The 25,915-nt window shown below is 62.8% G+C and carries 23 protein-coding genes; 9 read left to right on the top strand and 14 right to left on the bottom strand.

Features of this window, described 5'->3' with window-relative positions; translation table 11 throughout:
- The 4 genes from BBD46_RS02990 to BBD46_RS03005 all read right to left on the bottom strand — a co-directional run.
- A partial coding sequence (locus BBD46_RS02990; RefSeq protein ID WP_216094818.1) for a surface glycoprotein occupies window positions 1-520 on the bottom strand: 520 nt, incomplete at its 3' end.
- A gap of 495 nt (window positions 521-1,015) precedes the next feature.
- Window positions 1,016-1,549, bottom strand: coding sequence for a helix-turn-helix transcriptional regulator (locus BBD46_RS02995; protein WP_071400282.1), 534 nt, complete (start codon window positions 1,547-1,549; stop codon window positions 1,016-1,018).
- A 78-nt stretch (window positions 1,550-1,627) separates the two neighbouring features.
- A complete protein-coding gene (locus tag BBD46_RS03000) occupies window positions 1,628-2,353 on the bottom strand; it encodes a cyclase family protein (protein ID WP_071400283.1) in 726 nt (241 codons plus the stop codon).
- Between the two features lie 81 nt (window positions 2,354-2,434).
- A complete protein-coding gene (locus BBD46_RS03005) occupies window positions 2,435-3,586 on the bottom strand; it encodes an acyl-CoA dehydrogenase family protein (RefSeq protein ID WP_071400284.1) in 1,152 nt (383 codons plus the stop codon).
- Between the two features lie 205 nt (window positions 3,587-3,791).
- Here BBD46_RS03005 and BBD46_RS03010 point away from each other — a divergent pair, with 205 nt between their 5' ends.
- Window positions 3,792-5,357 (top strand): class I adenylate-forming enzyme family protein, encoded by a 1,566-nt coding sequence (locus tag BBD46_RS03010; RefSeq protein WP_071400285.1) that lies wholly within the window; start codon window positions 3,792-3,794, stop codon window positions 5,355-5,357.
- A 633-nt stretch (window positions 5,358-5,990) separates the two neighbouring features.
- On the opposite strand, the gene BBD46_RS03015 is transcribed toward BBD46_RS03010, so the two are convergent.
- The 8 genes from BBD46_RS03015 to BBD46_RS03050 all read right to left on the bottom strand — a co-directional run bounded on the left by BBD46_RS03015 (window position 5,991) and on the right by BBD46_RS03050 (window position 14,358).
- Entirely contained in the window at window positions 5,991-7,037 is a 1,047-nt protein-coding gene (locus tag BBD46_RS03015; RefSeq protein WP_071400286.1) for a 3-hydroxyacyl-CoA dehydrogenase family protein, read from the bottom strand.
- Window positions 7,038-7,165: 128 nt separating this feature from the next.
- A complete protein-coding gene (locus BBD46_RS03020) occupies window positions 7,166-7,906 on the bottom strand; it encodes an SDR family NAD(P)-dependent oxidoreductase (RefSeq protein WP_071400287.1) in 741 nt (246 codons plus the stop codon).
- 239 nt (window positions 7,907-8,145) lie between these two features.
- Window positions 8,146-8,955, bottom strand: a complete 810-nt coding sequence (locus BBD46_RS03025) for a CoA-transferase subunit beta (RefSeq protein ID WP_071400288.1) — start codon at window positions 8,953-8,955, stop codon at window positions 8,146-8,148.
- A complete protein-coding gene (locus tag BBD46_RS03030; protein ID WP_253184492.1) occupies window positions 8,952-9,866 on the bottom strand; it encodes a CoA transferase subunit A in 915 nt (304 codons plus the stop codon). The genes BBD46_RS03025 and BBD46_RS03030 overlap by 4 nt, the downstream gene beginning before the upstream one ends.
- 163 nt (window positions 9,867-10,029) lie before the next feature.
- Window positions 10,030-10,827 (bottom strand): HpcH/HpaI aldolase family protein, encoded by a 798-nt coding sequence (locus BBD46_RS03035; RefSeq protein ID WP_071400290.1) that lies wholly within the window; start codon window positions 10,825-10,827, stop codon window positions 10,030-10,032.
- Window positions 10,828-10,989: 162 nt separating this feature from the next.
- Window positions 10,990-12,156, bottom strand: a complete 1,167-nt coding sequence (locus BBD46_RS03040; protein WP_071400291.1) for an enolase C-terminal domain-like protein — start codon at window positions 12,154-12,156, stop codon at window positions 10,990-10,992.
- Window positions 12,157-12,314: 158 nt separating this feature from the next.
- Window positions 12,315-13,544 carry an enolase C-terminal domain-like protein gene (locus BBD46_RS03045; protein WP_071400329.1) on the bottom strand — a complete coding sequence of 410 codons (1,230 nt, stop codon included), beginning with the start codon at window positions 13,542-13,544 and terminating at the stop codon, window positions 12,315-12,317.
- Window positions 13,545-13,818: 274 nt separating this feature from the next.
- Window positions 13,819-14,358 (bottom strand): GNAT family N-acetyltransferase, encoded by a 540-nt coding sequence (locus BBD46_RS03050; RefSeq protein WP_071400330.1) that lies wholly within the window; start codon window positions 14,356-14,358, stop codon window positions 13,819-13,821.
- A gap of 250 nt (window positions 14,359-14,608) precedes the next feature.
- On the opposite strand from BBD46_RS03050, the gene BBD46_RS03055 reads away from it, so the two are divergent.
- Window positions 14,609-15,895, top strand: coding sequence for an MFS transporter (locus BBD46_RS03055; RefSeq protein ID WP_071400292.1), 1,287 nt, complete (start codon window positions 14,609-14,611; stop codon window positions 15,893-15,895).
- Between the two features lie 50 nt (window positions 15,896-15,945).
- On the opposite strand, the gene BBD46_RS03060 is transcribed toward BBD46_RS03055, so the two are convergent.
- The gene (locus BBD46_RS03060) at window positions 15,946-17,106 is read right to left on the bottom strand and encodes an NAD(P)/FAD-dependent oxidoreductase (protein ID WP_071400293.1); all 1,161 of its coding nucleotides are present in this window, start codon (window positions 17,104-17,106) and stop codon (window positions 15,946-15,948) included.
- A gap of 222 nt (window positions 17,107-17,328) precedes the next feature.
- Here BBD46_RS03060 and BBD46_RS03065 point away from each other — a divergent pair, with 222 nt between their 5' ends.
- The 4 genes from BBD46_RS03065 (at window position 17,329) to BBD46_RS03080 (ending at window position 21,893) form a co-directional block, all read left to right on the top strand.
- Window positions 17,329-18,504, top strand: a complete 1,176-nt coding sequence (locus tag BBD46_RS03065; RefSeq protein WP_084777667.1) for an MFS transporter — start codon at window positions 17,329-17,331, stop codon at window positions 18,502-18,504.
- Window positions 18,505-18,664: 160 nt separating this feature from the next.
- A complete protein-coding gene (locus BBD46_RS03070; protein WP_071400294.1) occupies window positions 18,665-19,858 on the top strand; it encodes a thiolase family protein in 1,194 nt (397 codons plus the stop codon).
- Window positions 19,859-19,860: 2 nt separating this feature from the next.
- On the top strand, window positions 19,861-20,295 hold the full coding sequence (locus BBD46_RS03075) for a Zn-ribbon domain-containing OB-fold protein (protein WP_071400295.1): 435 nt from the start codon (window positions 19,861-19,863) through the stop codon (window positions 20,293-20,295).
- A 116-nt stretch (window positions 20,296-20,411) separates the two neighbouring features.
- Complete coding sequence (locus tag BBD46_RS03080) at window positions 20,412-21,893, top strand: M20/M25/M40 family metallo-hydrolase (RefSeq protein WP_071400296.1); 1,482 nt, start codon at window positions 20,412-20,414, stop codon at window positions 21,891-21,893.
- Here the strand turns inward: BBD46_RS03080 and BBD46_RS03085 are convergent.
- Window positions 21,890-22,324, bottom strand: coding sequence for a universal stress protein (locus BBD46_RS03085; RefSeq protein WP_071400297.1), 435 nt, complete (start codon window positions 22,322-22,324; stop codon window positions 21,890-21,892). The two genes, BBD46_RS03080 and BBD46_RS03085, sit on opposite strands and share 4 nt — an antisense overlap.
- Before the next feature lie 162 nt (window positions 22,325-22,486).
- Between BBD46_RS03085 and BBD46_RS03090 the strand changes: the two genes are divergently transcribed.
- From BBD46_RS03090 to BBD46_RS03100, 3 genes are all read left to right on the top strand, one after another.
- Window positions 22,487-23,881 (top strand): FAD-binding oxidoreductase, encoded by a 1,395-nt coding sequence (locus tag BBD46_RS03090; RefSeq protein WP_071400298.1) that lies wholly within the window; start codon window positions 22,487-22,489, stop codon window positions 23,879-23,881.
- A gap of 165 nt (window positions 23,882-24,046) precedes the next feature.
- On the top strand, window positions 24,047-25,279 hold the full coding sequence (locus tag BBD46_RS03095) for a mandelate racemase/muconate lactonizing enzyme family protein (protein WP_071400299.1): 1,233 nt from the start codon (window positions 24,047-24,049) through the stop codon (window positions 25,277-25,279).
- A gap of 108 nt (window positions 25,280-25,387) precedes the next feature.
- Window positions 25,388-25,894 (top strand): Lrp/AsnC family transcriptional regulator, encoded by a 507-nt coding sequence (locus tag BBD46_RS03100; RefSeq protein ID WP_071400300.1) that lies wholly within the window; start codon window positions 25,388-25,390, stop codon window positions 25,892-25,894.
- Window positions 25,895-25,915 lie beyond the last annotated feature (21 nt).

Here is a 25,915-nt window from a genome sequence, read left to right on the forward strand (position 1 = left end):
ACGTGTAGTCGTCTTCGTCGGATTCAAGAGCAGACTCGACGGACGGCTCCGGTTCCGGCACTTCGTACTCCGGACGGAGCTGAATCGTCTCTGCACCGTCGATAGTCGCGAGTTCAGCCGTGTCGACTGCAGTGGTGTCGACCTCAGCACGAATCGCGTTCGTGATCCAGTAGGTGTTGACCACGTCGACGCCAGCGAGTGCGTCGATGTCTTCAGTCGCAGCCGTCTGCGACATCTCAGCGTGCTCTTGCAACTGTGCGATCGCACGCTCGCGATCATCACTCAGTTGCCCATCGTACTGATCAAGGATAATGTATACCTGTTCTGTCCCACTCGCTTCTTCGAGTTCGGTGTCGATCGATGCCGGCCCGTCGGCGTCGGCATCGACAACTGATTGGGCGTCACTGTGCTCCGTTGCCGCAACGCTCCCTGCCAGCCCGGTGCCAGCGATCGCGACGAGCGAAAGCACCATGAGTGCAGTGAGCAGGACGGCAGTCAATTGTTCTCGTGTGTCTGTCATTGGATAGTATTGTCTAACCGATTGTTGTGACTGCGCAGACCGCGCGTACCGTTTCGACAGCTTAGTAACCAAACAGTACTGTTAGTTCACACTGTTTGATCACATAACTATCCAATAATGAAGGAGACTATATAATTAACGGTGATTGCTAGTACCAACCAGTTATGGGAATTTGTATACATAGCTATCGAAGTACAGAGTATATCAGAAATCAATAGCAAAATACTCAGAACAAGATAGGTGAGGTCGGGTTTTCGATCAATCGAACACCACAATTTGAACGACAAAGTGGCCGGTACGCAGTAGTCGCAAGATCCACATACAAAATCAAGACTACTGACACCCCACTGGATACCTCACAAACCCACAATAAGATCAGTGTCGTATACTCTACATATTTCTGAATGGTTCAACGTATGACGTGTACTAACGACTGCAGTGGAATACTCGAGTACAAACAGACGCACAAAACCGTGATCCGTGATCGGTCTCGGGCTAGCGTGGCGGCTCGACTTCGTCGAGCCATGCGAGGAACGCATCGATAATTCGAACGCGGAGGTCGATGAGGTCACGTCGGTACCCCACTGATTCACGGTCATCGACGGACGATTCGTGCGTCTGGTCGATATCGAGCAGGGTCTCGCGGGCGGTGTGCAATTGATCCTTGAACTGATTGAGTTCGTCGCGCTGTCGCTCAGTCGGAAGATGATGTAAAAAGCCGAGTTTGAGCATGAGATGCGGGCGGAAGGACGGATGCGAAACGTCTTCGACTGGCTCGGTGAGGAGAGATTGCAGTCGATCCTGACCAGAATCTGTCAGTTTGTACGTCGCAACTGGCGTACTGGCTGTCAGTTCGACGTGGCCTTGGTCCTCCAGGTGATCAATCGTGGGGACGAGGATGCCGGTACTCGCACCCCAGTACCGACCGAAGTTGTGCTGCAGTCGCTCGTGAACCGTCTCGACCGACGCCCGGTCTTCTTCGGCGAGGATTCCGAGTACGCCGATACTCGCGAGTTCCCGTTGTTCCATACCCTCTCTAGCGGGTCGGGTGCCTTAAAACTGGAGTGCAACGAGATCCCGGCGCTCGGATCGGGCGTCGGTGAACAGTTAGTCGTCGACGACAGCAAATGCCCGAATCGGACTCGCCGTTGCGCCCTCGAGTGGGAGCGGTGCCGCGTTGAACGTGAACCGGTGGGCGGGAATGTCGTCGACCCCACGGAGGTGCTCGACGACCAGCACATACTCCTCCGGTGCACCGTCCCGGAGTAGCACGCGGTGTGCGGGAAACGACACGTCACCCGCCACGTCGACGTTACCGCAGTCGATGCCGACGACGCTAACGGAACGTTCGAGGAGCCACTCCGCGCCCGCCTCTGACAGCCCCGGATGCTCTTCCAGATACGTCTCCTCGTCCTCTGGCAGGTACGAATCCCAGCCGGTGTAGAGCAAGACCGAGTCACCCGGTTGGACCTCGACCCCGGCGTCAGCGGCCGCGCGCTCGAGTAGCTCCGGTCCGATTTCCCCCTTCGCGCCGGCATCCGAGACGTCGAGCCAGACCGCAGAGCCATAGCACTCCTCGAGTGCGATTTCCTCGGTGGTCGACCCCTCTGGGTGAAGGTGAAACGGCGCGTCGATGTGCGTGCCGTTGTGTTCGGCCAGCAGAACGAAGCCGTTGATCAGCGAGAGGTCCTCGACGCCCTTGCCACGCCAGAGGTCTTCCGCGTCGTCGTGGTTCAGGCGGGTCCCCGTGAGAAAGACCGGACTCCGGCCGTGACTCGGGTGGTTTGCCATCTCCTCGGTGATCGGTGCAGTCAGGTCTATCAGCTCGGCCATACCCGACGTGTGAGTGGGTGTCGTATAACAGTTGGCGCTCGGGGCAAGGCGGTCACTCGAGATTCGAAGTGTCTGCCAGGACTACTCGTACAACTGGTTGGCAACAACTAGCCGGTTGATCTCGTTCGTCCCCTCGTAGATCTGCATACCCTTTGCGACGCGCATGTAGCGTTCGATTGGCCGGTCTTTCGAATAGCCACGCGAGCCGTGAATCTGGACGGCCTCGGTGGCAGCGTCCATCGCCACGTCGGTCGCTTTCGCCTTCGCCATCGCAGCTTCCTGGGTGACGCGTTCACCCTGGTCCCGTTTGGCGGCCGCCTGGAGCGTCAGCAGTCGCGAGGCCTGCACCTCCGTCGCCATATCCGCCAGTTTGAACGAGACGCCCTGGAACTCCCGGATCGGCTGGCCGAACTGCTCGCGCTCGTCCGCGAAGTCGCGGCTGGCCTCGAAGGCAGCCTGCGCGACGCCGACACCCTGTGCGGCGGTGCCGATTCGTCCGATGTCGAGTCCCTCCATCACGTACCGGAAGCCGCGACCCTCCTCGCCGATGACGTTCTCGGCGGGCACACGAAGGCCGTCGTACTTGATTTCGCTCTCGATTGCTGCCTCGCCCTCCATCGATGGAATATCGCGGACGACCTCGAAACCGTCTCGCTCCTGTGGGTTCGGCACGCCGATGAGGCTGACACCGCCAGCTCCGTCCTCGTCACCAGTTCGGGCGGCAACGACGACGAAATCGGCGACCTCGCCGTTCGTGGTCCAGACCTTGTGGCCGTCGATAACGTACTCATCACCGTCGCGTGCGGCGGTCGTCTCGAGTGCCGCTGCGTCGCTCCCCGCATCTGGCTCGGTTAGCGAGAGTGCGGGGATCCAGTCGCCGGCACAGATGGAGCCGAGCCACTCCTCGCGCTGCCACTCCGCGCCGAACTCGTGGATCGGATAGCCGACGAGACTGCCGCAAATGGAGGCGGTGCCCGCGAGAAACTTCCAGCTTCGGGCGAGTTCCTCGATCGTGATCGCGTACGACCGGTAGTCCAAGCCGAGGCCGTCGTACTCCGTGCCGTACTGGACGCCGTTGAAGCCTGCTTCGCCGACTTTCTCGACGATCTCGAACGGGAACGTCCCCTCGGATTCGTGTGTTTCGACGTGCGGGTCGATCTCCGCCTCGCAGAACTGGCGGACTTCCTCGCGGTGCTCGTGATGTGCCTCGGTTAGCTCGAAGTGCCCTGTCATGGTATCAGTGCTCACGTGGTCGGCTGATCGTCTGCACAGTTCGCGTCGGAGACCATAACTCTCGGGGCTGGGGCAGTCGCCGTGCCATCAACAAACGATTGGCAAACAGAGAGACGTATAAAATATGCGTGAAGCACGAGAGATAAGGGCGACGAAATGAGTGACAGTCACTACCATTATTACGGTCCCCTTCGATAGCCGGCATATGAGCCAGCCCACCGGGAGCGACGTGCTTAGCCAGGCCGCCGCGAAGTATCCCGACCAGACCGCGATCCGCGATCCAGACCGAGACATTTCCTGCTCCTTCGCCGACCTCGATGAGGGTGCCAGATGCGTCGCCGTCGGTCTCCGCGAAATCGGATTCGAGCCCGGTGACCACCTCACGGCGATACTCACCGACTCCGTCGAATTCCTCGAACTCATGTTCGCCTGCGCCCACGCCGGGCTCGTCTTCAACCCCATCTCCTCTCGCATGGCTCCCGAGCGACTGGCGTACGTCCTCGACCACGCCGAATCTGCAGGCCTCGTCTTCGACACCCAGTGTCAAGGAACCGTCGCCGAAGTGGCCGCCGAAGACCGCCCCTCGACGCTGATCGGCGTTCGCACCGACGGCTCGCTCGCAGACCACGCGTACAGTTCGCTCGGACAGAGTAGCGCACCCGAGGCACTCGAGTCCGGTCACGAGTATCACGTCGAGATCGACGAATCCGACCCGGCACTACTCCTCTACACCTCCGGCACCACCGGCCAGCCGAAGGGTGTCCTCCACACCCATCGCAACGTCGTCGAGGCCACGTACGCCAGCCTGCCGTACAACCGCTTCCGGCCAACCGATGTCAACCTCGCGCTCGGCCCGATGTACCACGTCGGGCCGCTGCTCTGTAATATCCTGCCGGGGCTCTCGATGGGCGCGACAACGGTCGTCCAGCAGGAGTTTGATTCGGCAGTGACACTCGAGTGGATCGAGTCCGAGGGAATCACCGCGATGTGGGGAGTACCGACACACTATCGCGCGCTCGTCGACGACGAGTCGATTTCAGGCCGCGACATTTCCCACCTCCGGATGCTCCAGTACTCCGGCGCGGCGATGCCGGAGGCTGTCGCCCGGCGCTGTCGCGAGCACGTGCCGGGCTGTGAGTTCGTCAACGCCTACGGCACGACCGAAATCGTCTTCGGGACGGTGCTGTTCCCCGAGTTCCACGACGACAAACTGGGGAGTATCGGCCGTGCGGTGCCGAAGGCCGAGGTTCGGGTTGTCGACCCCGAAACAGCAGATCCAGCGGAGACGCTGCCAGCCAACGAGGTCGGCGAACTCCTCGTGAAGACGCCGAGTTGCATGCGCGAGTACTGGCGCAATCCCGAGGCGACGGCGGACGCAATCGTCGACGGCTGGTACCGGACCGGTGACCTCGGCCGACGCGACGAGGACGGCTTCCTCTACTTCGTCGACCGGAAGGACGACATGATCGTCTCCGGCGGCGAGAACATCTATCCGGCGGAGGTGGAGGACGTACTCCACGACCACGCCGACGTCACCGCCGGCGCGGTCGTCGGCGTCCCCGACGAGGAGTGGGGCGCGGTCGTGACCGCCTTCGTCGTTCCTGACGACGAGTCGCTGACAGCGGACAACCTCGAATCGCACTTCCTGAACTCCGACGCCATCGAATCCTACAAGCGCCCGCGCCGCTACGAGTTCCGCGACACCCTGCCGATGACCCAAAGCGACAAGATCGATCGCCAGGCGTTACTCGAGTCGGTCGCTGACGAATAGCGTACCAGTAGTTAGCAGTAATTTTATTCACCGAGTATAAGTCTCGGAACGCAACTGTTCAGTTCGGCACGCCGTGTTGGAACTCGACGTGCGGAAGAAAATAGTACGTGCCAATTCACGAGAAACGCAGCTTATGCTGTTTGCTACCGTATAACATAAATAGAGCAACTATGGGCGACAGAAACCATCTACATGTGTGCCGACATTGTGGAGTAGTTATGGCCTCCTCATCACTGACTCCTCCCCAAAAATGCATCATTTGTGATGACGCTAACTTCTCCAAGTACACGCCAAATTGAGGGAGTTTCCCGTTCAACCACCGTCTCTTCTTTCAGTCTCAAGAAAAGCAAACAGGTATCTGCTCCGTCTCTCCATTCGCAGGTGTAGTGGTCACCCGTCTTTACTCAAGTATTCGCGAACGAAGTGGGCGATTCACCGCCGGAGCGGCGGTGAAACCCCGCGACGGCAACATTTCGCCATTAACGGGTTTTGACGGGGGTTGAGGCGAGCGTCGAAGACGCTGGCCGCTGTCCCCGATAAAAGAAAGTGCCGTACCGAACGCGAGTTCCATCCAACTCCGATAAAGACCACGCTGCTATCGATTGGGGACGAGTGATGCCCACTGATGAGGTGCTACTCCTCCCGTCCCGATTCGTTTTGATCGTTACCAGATTCGACTGCAGTAGCGTCTGAACCATCCGCGAAACCGCCGAGCGCCCGTCGAATCGCCGCAACTCGCTCGTCACGGCGGCCCGTAATCTCGTCCGGGTCGTCGTCGTACTCGAAGAATCCCGCACCGGCTTCGATCCCCGTTCGGCCTTCGTCGATTCGCTCGCCGTACAGCGGGTTCGCGTCGTCCCGATCCGTCAGATCAGGGTAAATGTCGTTCGCACTCGTCTGAAACAGTTCTAGGCCCGCGATGTCGACCGTCTCGAGTGGGCCGATCGCAGCCGTCCGGGTCGCATAGCCGTCTCGAATCGCACGGTTCACATCGTCAGCCGACGCGATCCCTTCCTCGACGATGTGGAGACATTCCCGGATAACGGCGTGCTGAACGCGGTTCCAGACGAAGCCCGACACGTCACGCTCGACCATAACCGGGTCGCGGTCGACGGACGCGAGGAACGACCGGAGCCGCTCGACCGTTCGCTCGCTCGTCTGCTCTCCCGGAATAACTTCGACAGGACGGAGCAGATACGGCGGATACCACCAGTGACAGCCGATAATGCGGTCCGCCGCGTCCGGCGCACCGGCGGCGATGTCGGTGATCGGCAGGCCCGACGTGTTCGACGCCAGCAGCGCATCCCTCTCGGCTTCGTCTGCGAGCGCCCCGAAGAGTTCGCGCTTGGCGTCGAGGTCTTCAGAGATCGTCTCGAGTACTACGTCAGCGTCGGCGACGGCACGAGCGCGGTCAGTCGTGTACGTTACGTCCGTTTCGACGGCGGCCGGCTCGAGTGCGGCGAGTTCCTGCTCAGCCAGAAAATTCGCGGCGTTTCGGGCTCGCTCTCGTGCTCGCTCGAGGTTCGATTCGCGGTGGTCGACTAGCCTGACGGACAGTCCCGAACGCAGGAACTGGACGACGAAGCCGTGGCCCATCGAACCGGCACCGATGATCGTGACGGTCGTTGACGTGTCCGAATCCGACTGCGAATCAGATTGGCGATCCACTTCAGTGTCCATGTGTTACAGTTACAATCTCAGTCAGTCCCTATCAACAACTGTGCTCCGTTGGCCGACATGTGCTCCACCGCTCGAGTTGGCGGTATAGAACGCCATAGAACGGCACTGGAACAGCGATAGAACACCAGTCACTGCATCCGCTGTCCTCCATTGACGTTCACCGTCTCACCCGTCACGAACGTCGCATCTCGGAGAAACGCCGCTGCCTGTCCGATTTCGGACGGCTGGCCGAGCTTTTTGAGGGGGATCTGCTCGCGTCGCTCGCGTTTGTCTTCCGTCGTGTTCGTCTGGTCCGTCATATCCGTCTCGATGTATCCCGGTGCGATCGCGTTGACGCGAATGTCTGGCGCAAACTCGCTCGCGTGGCTCTTCGTCAACGCGATGATTCCCGCCTTCGCCGTCGCGTAATGCGGTTCGTACGCCGCCCCCGCGTGGGCGAGCCGCGAAGAAAGGTTGATGACGGAGGGTCCTTCAGGGACGGTGGACTCGAGTAGGTGTTCCCGTGCAGTCTTCGTCACAGAGAAGGCGCTGGTTGCGTTGACCTCGAGTATCTGACTGAACTCCTCGGGGGACAGTTCGGGGGTGTATTTGTGCTGGTTGATGCCGGCGTTGTTGACGACGTGGTCGATACCACCGAACCGGTCGGCCGTTGCGTCGACGAGGCCTGTGACCGCCTCGGGGTCACCCACGTCTGCCTGGAGGGCGACGGCGTCACTGTCTGTCTCGTCGCGGATCGTGTCGACGACTGCGGTAGCCGCGTCCTCGCTGCTGTAGTAGTTGACGGCGACGTCGTATCCATCCCTGGCGAATCGCTCGGCGATCCCACGGCCGATTCCGCGGGACGCACCGGTCACGAGTGTCGTTGGCATACCACTCCATTTTGTGAGAGAGTACCTAACGCTTTTGTCAGAACATCAGTAGTTTTGACCACAGTGTGAGAGATAGCCGAAAAAGTCGGAGACTGGTCTTTGAGGTTCGAATATGTCGATCACTATCCGGTTGCTCCCGGATCGGAACCAGAATTGGAGTTGCGTTCGAGATCAGGAATAGAGAATGAGATCGAGAGTTAGAATAGGGCGGAGAGCGGCCAGAGAAAGGCGGACAGCACCTACTCCGCCTGGTCGGTGTAGAGCTCCTCCGGATCGAGCACCTCTCGAATAAGGCGGAGTTCCTCATCGGTGGGTTCCGGCGTTTGCTGCAGGTCGTCGGCGAACTCGATCTCCCAGCCGGTCTTCGACTGGATATCGTCTCGAGTTGCAGACGGGTGTAGCGAGTCGACGTACAGTTCGCCGTCGTCATTGAATCGGTAGACGCCCAGATCAGTGATCACTGCCTCCGGGCCACCGTCGAGTCCGAGCTCTGCTCGACCCTCACGGCCGCCGACGTAGCCCGGGCTTGTGATGAAGTCAACCTCCTCGGGGAACCGGCGTTCCGTGTGCGGCGTGATGATCATCGTTCGATCGACGTGGCAGGCGATTTCGCAGGCCCCACCGCTTCCCGGCAACCGAACGACCGGATCGTCGTAGTCACCGATAACCGTCGAGTTGATGTTCCCGTGCCGGTCGATCTGCGCGCCTCCGAGGAAGCCGACGTCGAGGCGGCCGGCCTGCAGATAGTAGTTGAATCCGTTGCGCATCGGTTCGATCGAGAGCGCGCCGGCGGCGAGTCCCGGATCGCCGATCGACAGCAGCGGCGTCTTCGGGTTCGAGCCGATCGTCCCCGACTCGTAGACCATCCGCAATTCTGGTGCGTGCGTCCGCTTCGCCACGTTACAGGCGAGATTCGGCTTTCCGATCCCGACGAGCACAGAGTCGTCGGACTCGAGTTCCCGCGCTGCGGCGACGACCATCAGTTCGCTGTTCGTGTATGCGCGTTCGGTGTCGGTTTCAGTGGTGGTCTCCGTCTCGTCCGTCGTCATCGGTACTCACCCATATTGACCGGCGTCGCGTAGGCCGTCTCCGGCTCGAGGTCGAGAATGCGTTCGGTCCCAAGCTGTTCGACGTACTCGCGTCGGTCGTCAACGCCGTAGACCCACTCGTCGAGCCATTCCTCGACCGTTTCGCGGTCGGCCGCGGTCTCGGCCCACGATAGGTACGCCTCGTTGTCCCGGCCGTAGTAGCCCTGCGCGTAGGAGGGATGCGAACCGTAGGGCTCGACGACGACGTGATCGACCTCGTCGGCCGTGATGACGGTCCGGTTCGGATCACTCCGGATCGTCTCCTCGGAGCACTGCTCCTCAACGGAGAGGATCACCGTGTCCGCGGCCAGTGCGGCGAGTTTGACCTCCCCCTGGATCCCCCAGAGGTGGGCGTTGCCGTCCTCGTCGGCTCGCTGGGCGCGGATGACCGCAACGTCGGGCTCGATCGGCGCGACCGCGTAGACGTAGTCGTCATCGAACGGGCTCTCGACCCGCGCGATGTTGTCGTTGTGCTCGGGCAGGTCCGAACCGATGAATCCCCGAAGCGGCATGAACGGCAGGTTCGATGCGCCGGCCTCGAGTGCCGCAATCATCCCGAAGTGCGTGTACTCCTCGAGTTCGATTTCCGTGGGATACCCGTCCTCGGCTGCGCGTCGGAACGCAGGAAGGCTGCCGACGCCAGGGTTACCCGCCCAGGAGAAGGTCACCTTCCGCGCACAACCGGCAGCGATCAACTGGTCGTAGATCAGGTCCGGCGTGGCTCGGATGAGTTCGAGATCCGTTCGACCCTGTCTGATGATTTCGTGCCCCGCGGCGAACGGGATGAGGTGGGTGAATCCCGCGAGGTAGAGGCTATCTCCGTCGTCGACGGCTGTCGCGACGGCGTCGTGCATACTGGTCACTTTACTCATGGATGAAGCTGGATAGTTGAGTGGTAGTCAATAGCAGCCATAAGCGTTGTTATCCATACTGAATTCACCACACCAGAGAGACAGTGGGAACCTGTCCAGAGTGTAGAGAAGGAGAGAGGATCGTGTGCGAGTAGCGAGAAGATCGCAAAGAGCGAGTAGCGCGTCAGCGCTCGTCGTGTCGTTCCAGACTCTCCTCGTAGGCCGCACACACGTCACGTCCTGTTTCGATGAGACTCGTCATGTCCTTGCCGGCAATCTGCCAGTCGAATCCGCGTTCGACGGCTCTGTCGACATCGTCTGCACGGACTGAAAGCGTGCCGACCGCGAGTCCCGCCTCGTTCGCCGTTTCGATGACGGAGGTCATCGCTGCCTCCAGTTCGGGCGCGTCCCAGTCGTAGAAGACGTCGAGCGACGCCGAGAGATCTGCCGGGCCGACGAACAGCGCGTCGAGGCCGTCGACTGTGGCGATTTCCTCGGCGTTCTCGACGCCCGCTTCGGTCTCGATCTGGCCGATAACGCACAGCGAGCGGTGGCCGGATTCGACGTACTCGACAAAGTTTTCCCCGTAGTCCGCCGCACGGCCAGAGGCGACGCCGCGTTCGCCGTCGGGCGGATAGCGCGTCGCCTGGACGAGTTCCCGCGCATCCCCGGCGTCGTCGATCATCGGCACCATGATTCCGTCGACGCCGATATCGAGGATGCGTTTGATCCGAACCGGATCGTTCCAGGCTGGCCGGATGACGACCGAGAGGTCGTCCGACGCAGCCGTCGCCGCTCGGGCGAGTGCTGCGACGGTCTCGAGACTCATCGCCGTGTGTTCGGTGTCGATCAGCACGAAGTCGAATCCCGCGCTGGCAGCCGCTTCGACGATTGCGGGATGGCCGATCGAGACCCACATTCCGAGCGCGTTTCCCGAGGTTAGCTGTGCCGCAAGGTCGGCGCTGTCGGCATCACCAGTCATCGGCAGCGAGTCCTCCGTAGTCGTGTGGGTTGGTGAGGTGGTGTCTCTGTACGTTGATGGGAAGTGTCCCTGTCCGTTGGTTGGTGGTGTCTCTGTCCGTTCGTCGGGAGTGCGTGTTCGTGCTCATTGTCAGGCTCGGTTTCGGCCAGTTCATTCGCAAATTCACTCGTAGGTCCGGCGGCCAATCTCGCGCTCGTAAATCTCGTCCCAGTCGTACTCGACGCCGAGGCCCGGCCCCTCCGGAACCTGAACGTGGCCGTTCTCGTCGACCGTATCGAGCATGTCCGAATAGTCGTCGGCGTACACCGGTGGCTGGGTGTTCGGACAGTCGGGATGGACCAGCGCGACCTCGTAGTAGTTGCTGTTGCGCGTCGCCGCCAGACAGTGGCGCTGGGCCGGACCGGGCGCGTGATACTCAACGTCCAGTCCGAAACCCTCCGCGACGCGAGCGATCTTCATCGCACCCGTGATACCGCCGTCGTACTCCGGATCCGCCCGGACGAAGTCCGTCGCGTCCGCCGCGATGAAATCGGTGTGTGGCTCGAGCCCGCGAACGTGCTCGGTCTGCAACAGCGGCGTCTCGAGTTGCTCCCGAAGTTTGCGGTGGCCGTGCTGGGAGATGCCGCCGTCCCGGTAGGGATCTTCGTACCAGAGGTAGTCCATTTCGTCGCAGGCTTTTCCGATTTTCAGCGCGTCCGCGAACGTGACCGGGTTGCAGGCGGGGTCGATCATCAGGTCCATCTCGTCGCCGACGCGGCGGCCGACTTCGCGGACCGTCTCGGCCGACTCCTCGGCGTCGGTCCAGTCGCCGCCCCAGTCGTGGATCTTGAAGCCCTGATACCCCATTTCGAGGCAGTCCTCGGCGAAGTCGGCGTAGGCTTCGGGTGAGTCGAGACCGCCGTTGCGGTCGCCCTGATAGGTCGAGGCGTAGCTGGGGAACGATCGCCGGTAGGTGCCGAGCAGTTCGTGAATCGGCGCATCGCGGTACTTGCCGGCGAAATCCCAGAGGGCGATGTCGATCGGCCCCATACCCATCCAGTCGTACTTTCGGAGTGCGCGCTTGAGCGCGCTCCAGTGTTGTTCGCGGTCGAGTGGATTCTTCCCGACGAGGTAGTCGGCAACCATGTTGAGCTGTGCGGCGGCAGGCGAGTTGCCACCGATGTACTCGCCAGTGATCCCAGCGTCGGTTTCGATCCGAAGCGCGAACAGTTTCCGCTCCGTGGTCGTTCCGGGCTCGTAGACGATACTGAAGCCGTTCGGCGCATAGCCGACGTCCGGCAACTCGTAGCCGAACTCGACGGACTCGATGCGCGTGATCTCGGGAGGCATCTACCGGCGCATTGTCGACTGTTACCTAATCTCTTTCCCCCGCGGTGATTCCGGCTGGATGATAACAGCGACGACGGCGAGATCGTGCTAAACCATCGAAACAGCCAAAACCCGAATGTCAGAAGGTCTGAAAACCCGAAAACCGGAACAAAACCCGCCTACGAGGACGAACAAACCTGCGTCCGCGACTCGACCACCGACTCGTCGATCACGATCCCAAGCCCCGGTCGGTCGTCGAGCGAAATTACACCATCCTCTGGCTCCGGCGGCTCCTCCAGGAAGAACTGGAACCCTTCGTTCCACTTCACGAGGTACTCGAGTACCGGCGAGACGGCGGGCGACTGCGCGGCGGTGAGATGCAGGTTCGCCGAGACGGAGTGGCCGTGGGGAATCACGGGGACGTCGTGGACCGAGCCGAGCGTACAGATTCGCTGGAGTTCCGTGATGCCGCCGGCCCAGAACGTGTCGGCCTGGACGACGTCGAGGGCCTCGCGCTGGAGGAGCTGGTGGATACCCCAGCGGGTGTACTCGTGTTCGCCGCCCGCGATGGGGACGGAGGAGGTCTCGCGGAGGCGCGCGAGCTGGTCGAGTCGGTCGGGGTGAACCGGTTCCTCGATCCAGCGCGGGTCGTAGTCAGCGAGCTTCGGAATCGCCCGCTCGGCGTAGCTGCGGGTCCAGCTCATCCAGCAGTCGAACATGAGATCGTAACCGTCACCGACCGCGTTGCGTGCTGCCTCGGCGAGTTCGAGGTTCTGTTCCAGCCCGTCCGTGCCGGAGCCGGGACCGTGTCGGAAGAACCACTTCTGGGCGTCGTAGCCGGCCGCCTTCATCGTCGTCGCGCGCTCGCGAACGTCGGCGGGGTCGACCGAGTAGCCGAGCATCGAGGCGTAGGCGGGTATCTCTGTCCGCGTCGGCCCGCCGAGCAGCCGGTAGACCGGCTCGTCGTAGTACTTCCCCTTCAGATCCCAGAGCGCGCAGTCGATCGCGCTGATCGCTTTCATCGTCTTGCCCTTTCGGCCGTGGATCTCGTTGCGGTACATGAGATCCCAGAGCTTCTCGGTTGCGAGCGCGTCCCGGCCGACGAGCAGGCCGGCGACGGAGTCGACCAGTCGAGCCCACTCGCGGTCGATCGGCCCCGCGACACCCTCGATTCCCGCGTCGGTCGTGAGCCGGAGGTACGTCTGCGTGACGCGGATCTCGTCTCGCTCCTCGTCGACGTAGGGGGTCATCACGTCGTCCGTCCCCATCAGATACTCCGCGCCGATCGAGCGGAACTCGTCGTAGACGTCGAGCGGGATCGCCAGCCGTTCCTCGTAGAACGTTCGCGCATCGTCGTAGCCCTCGAGTGTCCCCGTCAGTTCGACGCACTCGTAGCCGGTGATCTTCACGGCCACCCCCTCCGATTTCGGCGGGAAGGGACGGCCCGTTGGTCGGTAATGCGAGCGGGACGGTGCTGGCACCGACGGCTAGCTGGTGGGTTCGTGGAGTGAACTGCCTCGCTAATTGGCATAAGTGAACACACAGCAATGTCAAACATAACAGTTCGGGTACTCGAAGAGGCCGGCCCCGAAACGAAGTACTCGAACGGAGTCGGTTCCGGGTCAGGGAGCACAAACGGAGCAGGCCCAGGACGGGGTGCCCGAACGGATCTGGTTCGCCCGATCAGGAGAGATCGTACGCAAACGAATAACAGTACTTCTCGTAGCCCAGGTCCTCGTAAAAGGCATGAGCCTCGTCGCGCCACAGCCCCGACTCGAGTTCAACCGCCTCACAGTCTCGGTCGGCCGCCCACTCGTGGACGTACTCGAGTAGCCGCCGGCCGTAGCCGTGCGACCGTTCCGCCTCGGTCGTCACGAGGTCGTAGACGTAGGCGTGGCGACCGAGGTAAAAGTTGGTCGTGATTTTTACGCCGGCGACGGCGACGGTGTCGCCCTCGACATCGCAGGCGAACATCGTGTATCCGTCGTCGGCCATCTCGGTGTAGTATTCCAGGTACTGTTCCTCATCGAGGTGGTCGCGGAGTTCGACGAGAACAGGGAAGACATCGCGAACGTCGGCGAGCGACTCGAGTTCGCGGCTGCCACTCGCGTGTCCGGTATCGTCGACGTCGCCCCCGTCGTCAGTTCGGAACGGCTGACTCGGCGGTTGTTCCGCTGGGGCGCTATCCATCTCGGTCTCGGAATCTGAGTTGTGAGCAGTCAGTACTCGAGTACGGGAGTGTACGTAACATGGCAATCGCGGCTCTCGCTGTACGCGGTTCGAGACTGCCATCGACGGTGGAGGATGAGCCAGTCACGGTGTGACAGTAGAGTTATGAGACGGCTACTATTTTAACCTTGTTCAGCCCTCGTACTCGTATCGAGGATCCTGTTCTACACTATTCGAAAACTTCGTCCCTGGTACACACAGGTAGAAATCGTTATGACGGAGGGGATTCGTGTGTGAACTGTCAATGAGCACGGCGCAGTCAGGTCGGATGAACGACAACGACAAATCGATCACGGGGTTCGCGATGATTTCCCACGCGGTTGTCCACACGTACGAACTCTCGATCCCGATTCTGATGGTGATCTGGCTCACCGAATTCAGCGTGAGCACGGCAATTCTCGGTACCGTCGTCGCGGTGGGCTACGGTCTGTTCGGGATCGGCGCGCTGCCGGCCGGCATTCTGGTCGACCGGTTCGGATCGCGCGAACTCGTGTTGGCCTGTCTGGCCGGGATGGGCGGCTCGTTCCTGCTTTTGAGCGCTGCACAGGGAATCGTCACGATCACCATTGCGCTCTGTCTCTGGGGGATTGCAGCGAGCATTTACCATCCAGCGGGGCTCTCGCTGATCTCGACCGGCGTCGAGCAGCGCGGCACCGGCTTTGCCTACCACGGCATGGCCGGCAACTTCGGAATCGCCTTCGGGCCGTTGCTGACGGCGATCCTCCTGTTGTTCTTCGACTGGCGGCTCGTTACGGCACTGCTCGTCATCCCCGCGGGCATCGCGATCGCGTACGCGTTGACGGCGAGCTTCGACGAGCAAGCGGCCGTGCAGGCCGAGACCGACGGTGGTGACGTCGACGAGGACGTCGAGGGACAGATGACGCTCTCGCGATTCATTGCAGACAGTCGCGCGCTGTTCACGCTCGGTTTCACCGTCGCCATCGCGGTCGTGATGATGAACGGGCTGTTCTACCGCGGCACGTTGACCTTCCTGCCGGACGTGCTGAGCGACTTCATGCCCGACATCGCCGAGCAACTACAGCTGTTCGACCCCGATAGTCCCATGGCAGAGGAGTTCAACCCCGCATCCTACCTCTACGCCGGGCTCCTGATGGTCGGCATGGCCGGCCAGTACGTCGGCGGGAAGCTCACCGACCGAATCCGGACCGAGACCGGACTCGCCGTCATCTTCGCCTCGCTCACCGTGGTCGCCGTCCTGTTCGTGCCGGCCGCACAGGCTGGGCTGGCGTCGCTCCTGCTCGTCAGCGCGCTACTCGGCTTCCTGCTGTTCTCTCTACAGCCGATGTACCAGGCGACCATCGCGGAGTACAGTCCGCCCGGAGAACGCGGCCTCTCCTACGGCTACACGTATCTGGGCGTCTTCGGGATCGGTGCTGCCGGCGCGGCGATCGCCGGCTTCCTCCTCTCGATCGGCACCGTCTGGCAGACGTTCGTCATCCTCGCCGTCTTCCCCGCAGCGGGCGCTGCCCTCGCGATTGCGCTCTCACGGACCGGCGACAGACGGAACTGAGGACGAACGGACGAAAAAGCGTCGCAGACCCTTTTCTACAGATCGATACCCTATACGTCCGAGGTCGAGACGTACTCGAACGACTCGGGAACGTCCTCGAAGCGGTCCGCCGCGAACAGGTCGGTCGAGAACGACGGCGACTCGCCCGTCAGTCGCTCACGAACCGTCGGGCCGACGACCGGCGACGTCATGATACCGAGCCCGTTGAATCCGGTTGCGACGAGCAGGCCGTCGGGCGCACCCCGCGGTGCGTCAATGACCGGGCGCGTATCCGGCGACGCGGCGTCGATCCCCGCCCAGCCGTTGACGAAGCCAGCGTCGTCGAAGCCGTCGACGAACTCGGGGACGAAATCAGCAATGTCGAGCCGGAACGACTCGTCGACATCCGTCGTGTAGGACGCCGGATCGTCGATCGGGTAGTGGCCACCGCCGATCAGCAGGTCGCCGTTGTGCTCCGGCCGGAAGTAGACGTGTTCGCTCCCGACGCGCCCGAGTGGGAACTCCGAGGAGAGCGGCCCCTCCGGTTCGAGGACGACGACCTGCGTCCGATACGGGCGGATCTGAACGTCGACGCCATCGGGCAACAGACTACTCGTTCGCCAGCCGGCCGCGATCACAACCGCGTCTGCCTCGATAGTTTCGGACTCCGTTTCGACGCCGGATACATCGCCATCGTCACTCACCAGATCAGTTACTTCCGCATCTAAGTCGAACGTCGCACCCCGCTCGCGTGCCGCACTCTGGAGGGCCGTTGCGTACGTGTACGGATCGACCCAGCCAGTGTCCTCGTACACCACTGCGCCCGCAAACTCTTCGAGATTAAACTGCGGGTAGCGCTCCGTGACCGCACCCGAGTCCCGGTACGCAACCGGGAACCCCTCGTCCGACAGTCGGGAGGCGAGCTCCTGTGCCTCCGCCGCCTCAGCCTCGGTCATCACGTCGATCCGATCCCGTTTGGTAAACGTGAAGCCGTGGGAGCCGTCGAACTCCCGGAAGAAGTCGTTCGCGTGCCGAGCGATATCGGGCGCGTCACTGTAGAAGAGCGTCGGGGCGATGATCCCCGCAGAGAGGCCCGTCGCTTCGGCCGCGATCCCGCTTCGGTCCAGTACCGTGACCTCGTGGTCGACGGCGAGGTTCCTGGCGGCGTGACAGCCGGCGACGCCAGCACCGACGATCACGACGTGATCGTGTTCCCTGGTGGATGCACACATAGAACACTATCATTCGAACACCGACATACCAGTTTCGTTCGGCGTATGAAAGACACCGACTCCTGTTCAACGTCGTCTCAGAAACCCCTACATTCTTAGTATCGACGAATGAGTATCACGCAGAGCGAGTCGACTCGAGTACACCCGCCGCTCGAACGCCATTGGATCGAGATACAGGCGAGTCACAGGCGGACGACTGTCGAGTCGACCGGTCGGTGTTCGATGATGCGCTGGCGATATCGAGAGACGGTGCTTGCCCTGTGTACGCTCGCGTTCTTCGTGACGATGTACGGCCGGGTCGCGATCAGCCCGGTCGTGCCGTCGATCACGGACGAGTTCGGCGTGTCGAACGCCGTCATCGGCGTGGCACTGACGGGAATGTGGCTCGCCTACGGATTGTCGCAGTTTCCGAGTGGCGTCCTCGGCGACCGGTACGGAGAGCGAGTCGTCATCCTCGTCTCACTCGGCGGAACTGCGGTCGCGAGCGTGCTCATCGCCGTCGCTCCTGTCTTCGGCGTCTTCGTCGTCGCGACGGTCCTCCTCGGCGCAGTCGCGGGGTTACACTACAGCGTCGCGACGACGCTGCTGTCGCGGATCCACGACAACGTCGGCACCGCGATCGGCATCCACAACTCTGGAGCGACAATCGCCGGCCTGGTCGCACCGCTGATCGTCGCCTGGGTTGGCGTCACCTACGGCTGGCGCGCGGCGATCGCCACTACCGCTGTGGTCGGCATTCCGGCGTTCGTCCTGTTCGCACTGTTAGTCAAACCGACCGAGCCGCGACGGCCGGAGCAGTCGATGCGCGACCAGTTCGACCTGGCGTCGCTCCTCGAGATCCTCTCGCGGCCCGTCATCGCGTTCACGCTGTTCGTCGCCATCGTCGGCGAGTTCGTGTGGCAAGGCGCGGCGTCGTTCCTCCCGGTCTTTCTCATCGAGCACCGCGAGTACTCGCCGACCCTCGCAGCGACCGGCTTCTCGGCGTACTTCGTCGCGCAGGGAATCGCACAGGTCGGCGTCGGTGCGGTCTCGGACCGATTCGGGCGCGACCGGGCGACGGCCGGCTGTCTTCTCGTCGGTGCGATCGGTCTCTGGCTGCTCGTCGCCGGTCCCGGCCTCGTCAGTGCCGCAGTAGGCGTACTCCTCCTCGGAATCGGTATGAGCTTCGAGGCGTCGCTGCTCCCGCGATTTCTCAACGCGCTCGGGGACGAGGAACGCGGCACTGGCTTCGGCCTCGTGCGCACAGTATACGTCATCACGGCCTCGTTCGGCTCCGTCATCGTCGGGCTCGTCGCCGACTTCTTCGGCTGGGGAATCGCGTTTGCGTTCCTCGCCGGTCTGTTGCTCCTCGCGGTCATCGCGTTCGCCGTGAACTGGCTGTTCTCGCTGGAGTTGTAGTTGCTATCCAGTACTCGTGCCATCCAGCCTATCCGTTCCATCCATCTTCACACCAAGTACATCATCTGCACCAACCATCCCATCCACGTCGTCGACCCCTGCAACCCACGCCGACGACACCTAGACGTATGGTACTGCACTCGTAACAGACAGCCATCGCATGGGACGTTCACGCACAGCACAGGTGACCGGTATCGGACTACTCCCGAACGGAACGCACTCGAGTCCCGAACGAGAGCTCGCACTGACTGTCGTTCGTGACGCGCTGGCGGACGCGAGACTGTCGCCCGCAGCGATCGACGGGCTCTACATGCCCGCGCCGCGGCCGTGGGCGGAGCAGAAGTTCGTCTCGACGACGCTCGTCCACGGACTCGGCATCGAACCCGATCGAACCCTCGAGGTGTCGACCGGTGGCTCGAGTAGCGCGAACGCGTTCCAGACCGCCGTCCACGACGTTCGACACGGTGTCGTCGACACGGCGATCGTCCTCGCGGCCGAGCGGAGTTCGACCGTCGAGACGACCGGTCCCTACTTCGAGTACATCCTCAGCACGTTCGACGCGGAGTTCGAGTCCCCAATCGGGCTGTCAGTGCCGGGTGCCTACGCCCAGAGCATGCAGCGGTACTGCCACGAACACGACATCGACCGCGACGATATCGCCGACATCGTCGTGAAGAACCGCGAGAACGCGGCCGACGATCCGGACACGCTGTTCAGCGAGGGGGTCGGGCGGAGGGAGGTACTCGAGTCCCGGCCGATCGCGGAGCCGATCCGGCTGTACGACTGTCCGGCACCGTGTGATGGGGCGGCGGCGCTGGTGGTGACGGCCTACGACGTTGGGGAGACGGGCACGGAATCTGAGGACGATGGCGAACCACCGATCACAATCGCCGGAGTCGGCAGCCACCACGCGGCGAGTCACTTTCTGCAGACCCACGGCGAACCGATCACCGAACTCCCCGCGGTTCGGCGAGCAGCCCGGACGGCGAGCCAGGAGGCTGGGCTTGAGCCCGACGAACTGGACATTTACGAGCCATACGCGCCGTTTCCGCACATTGAGGCGATCATCACCGAGGAGCTCGGATTGGTCGACCGTGGCGAGGGTGTCGACGCCTGCCTCGGCGGTCAAACACGGCCCGACGGCGCGTTCCCGATCAGCCCCTCTGGCGGCTGTCTCGGCCGAGGCCACCCGCCGATGGTGACGCCGCTGTACAACTACGTCGAGGCCGTCCGCCAGCTCAGGGGAACGGCCTCGACCCAGATTGCAGGCGCCGAGCACGTCATGACGACCGCGGAGCACGGCCACGTCAACGGCGCGACCGCCACCGTCTTCGCGAGAGGGAGGGGTGCGTAACGATGACCGAAACCGCGTTCACCGACCCGTTCTGGGAGGCACTCGCCGACGGACGATTCGTCGTCCCCCACTGCGAGGAGTGTGACGAGTACTTCTTCCTACCAGCACCGAGCTGTCCGCACTGTTACTCGAGAAGCGTTGAGTGGGACGATTCGTCGGGCCGCGGCTCTCTCTACTCGTTCACTCGCCAGCACGCGACCGCCGAAGGGTTCCCCGACGAACTCGTCGTCGGACTGGTGACACTCGAGGAGGGCCCACGAGTGCTCGCCGAGTTCGATGCCAGATACGAAGAACTCGCGATCGGTGACCCTGTCGTAATCGAGTCCCGTGCATATCCGCACCAGTACGACCGCGACCGGCGTGCCGACGAGCCGTTCTTTGTGGCCCGTCTGCGCAACGGTGATTCGAGGTCAGATTCGGACAAAGGCCGTCAATGAGCTGCCTCGCGGTCAAATCCGGGGCTTCCCGTAGAGCTTTGTATCCCGACGCGAATCGTGTGTCCAGACAGCATGCCACACCAGCAGCCGCGATCACCACGTGAGGTGTCCCGTTCGTGAGCGACTCGAGTACGCCTGCCGGCGCGTCCGATCCCACGGACGCTCTCGAGGCGCACGACGAAACGTTCCGCACCGATCTCGAGTCGTTGCTCGCCCAACCCTCGATCAGCGCGACCGACGAGGGCGTTGTCGAGTGCGCTTCAATGGTCCAGGAGCTATGTCTCGAGTACGGCTTCGACGAGGCGAAGATCGTCGAGACGCCGGGACAGCCGGCGATCATCGCGCGTGCGGCGGCCGACCGCGGCGGAGCAGGACAGGGAGATGGAGCGCCCGCCGATGACAGCGAAGACGCACCCACAGTCCTCCTCTACGGCCACTACGACGTCCAGCCCGCGACACCCGAGGAGTGGGACTCACCGCCGTTCGAGCCGACCGTCCGCGAGGGTCCCGACGGCGAGCAGCGACTCTACGCGCGCGGCGCGGGCGACAACAAGGGCCAGTGGTTCGCCCACGTCTGTGCCGTCCGCGCGCTGCGCGAGACCACCGGCCTCCCCGCGAACGTCACCCTCCTGATCGAGGGCGAGGAGGAAAGCGGCAGCGAGCATCTCGAGTGGCTCGTCCGCGAGCACCGGGACGAACTCGCCTGCGACGTTGCCGTCGTCGCGGACGGCCCGATCGACTCCTCGGGTCGGCCCCACGTCCTGCTCGGCGCGCGCGGACTCCTGTACGTCGACCTCGAACTGCGCGGGGCGAACCAGGACCTGCACTCAGGCAACTTCGGCGGCCCGGTGCCGAACCCGGCCGCCGCACTCACCGATCTGCTTTCCTCACTCGAGGACGATGGGCGCGTGACGCTCGATGGATTCTACGACGACGTGCGGCCGCTAACCGATCGCGGCCGGGAAATCGTCGCGGAGATACCGGTCGACGAAGCGGAAATCCGGGACGAACTCGAGCTCGACGCGTTCGAAACCGACGCAGACGAGAACTACGTCGAGCGGTTGCTCACGCGTCCGAATCTTAACGTCGCGGGGCTCGATGCGGGCTACCACGGCGACGGGATGAAAACGGTGCTCCCCTCGGAAGCGAGCGCGAAGATCGACTTCCGGCTGGTCGCCGACCAGGATCCGGACGCGATCTACGAGTCGCTCGTCGACTACGCGACGGCGCACGTACCGGCGGGCGTCGAGATCGAACTCTCCCGCGTCGCCGCGATGGCACCGCAGCGGACGCCAACCGACAGCCCCGTGGTCGAGCCGGCGATGCGGGCGACGCGCGAAGGATGGGGCACCGAGCCGATTCTGAAGCCGACACTCGGAGGATCGGTTCCGACGTACGTCTTCGCGGACAATCTGGACGTGCCGTGTCTCGTGATTCCCTACGCGAACGAGGACGAGCGTAACCACGCGCCGAACGAGAATCTCAAGCTCTCCTGCTTCCGCGCAGGAGCGCGGACTACGGTGGCGTTGCTTTCGGAGTTTGCCGAGGCAGACCTTTCGGATCCTTCATCCTCGTCCTCGGACTCAACTTCGACCTAGACGACCGTCACGGCCTGGTCTGCGTTGAGAATAACGTCCTGCGTGACGCTCCCGAAGACGGCCTTGCCGACGGCCGAGCGCTTGCGGCCCGCGAGGACGATCGCGTCGGCCGGGACCTCATTCGCGTAATCGATAATCTCTGCGGCCGGGTCGCCGTGGCGACGGACGAGATCCGGTTCGATGCCGGCGGCCGTTAGTTCGTCACGAACAGCGAGGACGGCGTCTGGGAACTCGTCTTCGTCGTAGAGGTCCTCCGACCGGGCGACGCCTTCGTCCCTCGCTTCGAACTCCTTGAACACGTTCAGGATCGACACAGCGACGGTGTCGGGGTCATCGATCGGGCCGTCCTCACCAACGAGGTCGATCACGTGCTGTGCTGCTTTCGTCCCGCGGTCTTGTTCCGAGTCGACCGGAATAACAATCTGGTACATGGGAATCTCTGTTGGAAAGAATGTGTGCAGATCCGTATGTAGCTTCCGGCTCAGCAGGTACTGCTGGGAAGAACAAGCGTTCTCGATGGGCAACGATCATAGGCCACTGGTTCTCTCCGCAACCGGAGCTGTTTTGTGCTCGTTACCATACCATATGGCACGATGGCACACGAAACAGGGTCCGGATCAGCCTGCCGCTTCCTCGAGGAGCTCTCGATCGACGGTCGGGTGAGCTTCGAGGAAAGCGTTCGTAAGCGGTACGTCTCCGACGAGAGCGCCCACACCGGGCAACTCCCGGAGGCAATCGTCTGGGCAGCCTCGACTGACGACGTCGCCGCCGTTCTCGCGGCCGCCAACGACCGAGGGATTCCCGTCACCCCCTGGTCCGGCGGCTCCGGACTCGAGGGCAACGCGGTCCCGCTCGCCGGCGGCATCGTTCTCGACACAGCCGAGCTAACGAGTCTCTCCGTCTCCCCCGAAGATATGCAGGCAACCGTCGGCGCAGGTGTCGTCTACGACGATCTGAACGAGGAACTCGCTGCCTACGGACTCCGGTTCGCACCGGGCATCTCGAGTGGCGAAGTCGCCACGATGGGCGGCATGGTCGCGACGAACGCGAGCGGCTTCAACGCCGTCCGCTACGGCGAGACGCGCGATCACGTCCGCCGGCTCGAGGTCGTCACCGCCGACGGCCGCGTGGTCGAGTGTGGCCGCGGCGTCGTCAAGACCTCCGCGGGCTACAGCCTGAAGGACCTGCTCGTCGGCAGCGAGGGCACCCTGGGCGTCGTGACGGAGGTTACAGTCGGCCTCGTCGGCATTCCGGAACACCGCCGGGCAGCACTCGTCACCTTCCCGGACCGGGAGTCGGCCTCGCGAGCCGTCGCCGACGCCATCGGCTCCGCGCTCGTGCCGGGTGCACTCGAGTTCATCGACGAGATGTCGACGAAGATGCTGAACGCTTACCGGGAGGACGCGCCGTTTACGGAACAGCCGACGTTGCTCATCGAGTTGCACGCGAACAACGACGGGATCGAGGAGGATCTGACGTTCGCGAAGGCGATCTGTGAGGATCACGGCATGACCTCCTGGGAGGCAGCAGGACAGGAGAACATCGACGAGATCTGGCAGGCCCGCCGAGACAAGCTCTTTGCGACGCGGAGCTACCGCGAGGAGTGGGATATCGCGCTCGTCGGCGACGTGGTGGTTCCGATCTCGTCGTACCCCGAGATCGTTCGGACGGTACAGGAGGTGAGCGACGACCTCGACCTCGTCACGTCCTGCGTCGGCCACGCCGGCGACGGCAACCTACACTTCACGCCGCTGGTGGATCCGGACGACGAGGAGATGGTCGAACGGGCTCACGAACTCAACGAGCGGGTCGTCACTCGCGCGATCGAACTCGGCGGCACCGCCACCGGCGAGCACGGCGTCGGCATCGGGAAGCGCAAGTTCATGGCCGACGAGCACGGGGCCGCACTCGAGCTCATGCAGTCGGTCAAGGAGACGATGGATCCGAACGGGATTCTGAATCCGGGGAAGGTGCTTCCGGAGCGGTAGTGGCGGTGTCCGCGGTCGTCACGGTCGTCGCGATACCCGCAGTCGTCGTTGGTCGCTGCCGACAGAACGGTTTCTAACAGCTCTCCACAGCCGGCCGCCAGCCACACGAAATCGCCAGTACCAGTAGATTGATACTGTCGGCTCGCAACGGTGCCACGTGATACCATGTATACAGACTTTGCGGCGCGGTTAGCAACGAGTATCTGGCCGGATTTCGATCGGACGCCAGCGCGGTCGACGGATACGCCGGCGATCACCGACGTGGAGACGGTCGTCATCGACGGCAACTTCCCGTGGACCATCGTCACCGTCGAGACCGACGCGGGCGTCACCGGCATCGGTGAGGCCTACCCCTCCCCCGGCGTCCACGAGGTCATCACCGACTTCTTCGGCCCCGTACTGGAGGGGGAGAACCCGCTCGACGTCGAACGGCTCTACCACCTCATGCGCGAGGCGCTCTCGGGGCGCGGCTCGCAGGACGGTATCGGCACCATCGCGATCAGCGGCGTCGAACTCGCGCTGTGGGACGCCGCCGGAAAGATTCTCGACCAGCCGGTCTACCAGCTCCTGGGCGGCAAAATGCGCGAGGAGGTCCGGATGTACGCGGACTGCCACGCGGGCGAGGGAATGGTCGAATCGGCGCTCAACGAGGGCGAAGAACACGGCGTCTACAAGCCCGAGGCCTACGCCCGTGCCGCCCGCGCCGCCGTCGACGACGGCTTCGAGATCATCAAGTTCGACCTGGACGTCCCCTCGGGCCGCGAAATCGACACCATCTCACGGCACTTCGACAGTCCCGAAATCGAGCACAAGCGCCGCCTCGTCGAGGCCGTCACCGACGAAGTCGGTGCCGAAGCCGAGGTCGCCGTCGATTTGCACTGGAACTTCAGTTCCGACGCGGCCCGAAAGCTCTGTCACGCACTCGAGCCCTACGACCTCGCCTGGGTCGAAGATCCACTACCGCCGGAGAACGGCGACGCGATGGCGACGCTCAACCGCAGCGTCGACCAACCGCTGCTGACCGGCGAGAACCGCTACGGTCGCCACGGCTTCCGCGACCTCGTCGAACAGGAGGCCGTCTCGTTCGTCGCCCCCGACATCCCGAAGACCGGCGGCATCGCCGAGACCAAGAAGATCGCCGAACTCGCCGACACCTACTACATGACGCTCGCCCCCCACAACATCGGCAGCCCAGTCGCGACGATGGCCGGGGTCCACGTCGGCGCGACCGTGCCGAACTTCCTGGCACTCGAGTTCCACGCGCGTGACGTGCCGTGGTGGGACGACCTGGTGGTGCGCGAGGAGCCGCTGATTCAGGACGGCTACATCGAGGTGCCGGATACGCCGGGGCTGGGAATCGAACTGGACTGGGATGTTGTCGAAGAACATCGCGCGTAGGCAACGCGGAGGTCACACGGAACGGCTGTTCCGAGCCATCGGAGACCGAGGCCAGTCTCTCTGGAACAGCGCACGAAATTATTAACCGCAGTTCGCCGAACAGACGATATGGCAGCCGATCTCGACGAAACCGATGTCGAAATCCTCGCACGAGTCGAGCAATCGAGCGAGACGAATCTCGAAGAACTCGCCGAGGAACTCGGGCTTTCGAAGTCGACGATCCACTACCGGCTGACGAAGCTCAAAGATAGCGGCGTGATCACCGCGACTGCAGCAACAGTCGATCCGCACGCGCTGGGACTCGACATGCTCGTGTTCACGGACGTCACCGTCTCCCACGAGAGCGGCTACGCCGAGGATATCGGCGAGGCGATTGCCGAAATCAACGGCGTCTCACAGGTCTACTACGTGATGGGTGACATCGACTTCATCGTCATCTCACGGGTGCAAACCCACGACCAGCTCCACGCACTCATCGACGACATCGTCGAAATCGACGGTGTTAACGAGACATCCTCGCAGTTCGTGATTCAGGAGGTGAAAACGGACGGTCGCGTGATCGCGAACATGTCCGACGAGATGATCGGGACGGTACTCGAGTCCGATCGAGCGTGACGCCGGCTGAGTGTGATAGCG

The sequence above is a fragment of the Natrialba sp. SSL1 genome (assembly GCF_001861355.1).
Lineage (GTDB): Archaea > Halobacteriota > Halobacteria > Halobacteriales > Natrialbaceae > Natrialba.

Coding starts and splice junctions, on each gene's coding strand:
- BBD46_RS03015 (WP_071400286.1), bottom strand. CDS start 7,037: ATGGACACTGAAGTGGATCGCCAATCTGATTCGCAGTCGGATTCGGAC.
- BBD46_RS03025 (WP_071400288.1), bottom strand. CDS start 8,955: ATGACGACGGACGAGACGGAGACCACCACTGAAACCGACACCGAACGC.
- BBD46_RS03100 (WP_071400300.1), top strand. CDS start 25,388: ATGGCAGCCGATCTCGACGAAACCGATGTCGAAATCCTCGCACGAGTC.
- BBD46_RS03005 (WP_071400284.1), bottom strand. CDS start 3,586: ATGACAGGGCACTTCGAGCTAACCGAGGCACATCACGAGCACCGCGAG.
- BBD46_RS03075 (WP_071400295.1), top strand. CDS start 19,861: ATGACCGAAACCGCGTTCACCGACCCGTTCTGGGAGGCACTCGCCGAC.
- BBD46_RS03000 (WP_071400283.1), bottom strand. CDS start 2,353: ATGGCCGAGCTGATAGACCTGACTGCACCGATCACCGAGGAGATGGCA.
- BBD46_RS02995 (WP_071400282.1), bottom strand. CDS start 1,549: ATGGAACAACGGGAACTCGCGAGTATCGGCGTACTCGGAATCCTCGCC.
- BBD46_RS03030 (WP_253184492.1), bottom strand. CDS start 9,866: ATGAGTAAAGTGACCAGTATGCACGACGCCGTCGCGACAGCCGTCGAC.
- BBD46_RS03090 (WP_071400298.1), top strand. CDS start 22,487: ATGGCACACGAAACAGGGTCCGGATCAGCCTGCCGCTTCCTCGAGGAG.
- BBD46_RS03065 (WP_084777667.1), top strand. CDS start 17,329: ATGATGCGCTGGCGATATCGAGAGACGGTGCTTGCCCTGTGTACGCTC.
- BBD46_RS03010 (WP_071400285.1), top strand. CDS start 3,792: ATGAGCCAGCCCACCGGGAGCGACGTGCTTAGCCAGGCCGCCGCGAAG.
- BBD46_RS03020 (WP_071400287.1), bottom strand. CDS start 7,906: ATGCCAACGACACTCGTGACCGGTGCGTCCCGCGGAATCGGCCGTGGG.
- BBD46_RS03040 (WP_071400291.1), bottom strand. CDS start 12,156: ATGCCTCCCGAGATCACGCGCATCGAGTCCGTCGAGTTCGGCTACGAG.
- BBD46_RS03055 (WP_071400292.1), top strand. CDS start 14,609: ATGAGCACGGCGCAGTCAGGTCGGATGAACGACAACGACAAATCGATC.
- BBD46_RS03070 (WP_071400294.1), top strand. CDS start 18,665: ATGGGACGTTCACGCACAGCACAGGTGACCGGTATCGGACTACTCCCG.
- BBD46_RS03095 (WP_071400299.1), top strand. CDS start 24,047: ATGTATACAGACTTTGCGGCGCGGTTAGCAACGAGTATCTGGCCGGAT.
- BBD46_RS03060 (WP_071400293.1), bottom strand. CDS start 17,106: ATGTGTGCATCCACCAGGGAACACGATCACGTCGTGATCGTCGGTGCT.
- BBD46_RS03035 (WP_071400290.1), bottom strand. CDS start 10,827: ATGACTGGTGATGCCGACAGCGCCGACCTTGCGGCACAGCTAACCTCG.
- BBD46_RS03085 (WP_071400297.1), bottom strand. CDS start 22,324: ATGTACCAGATTGTTATTCCGGTCGACTCGGAACAAGACCGCGGGACG.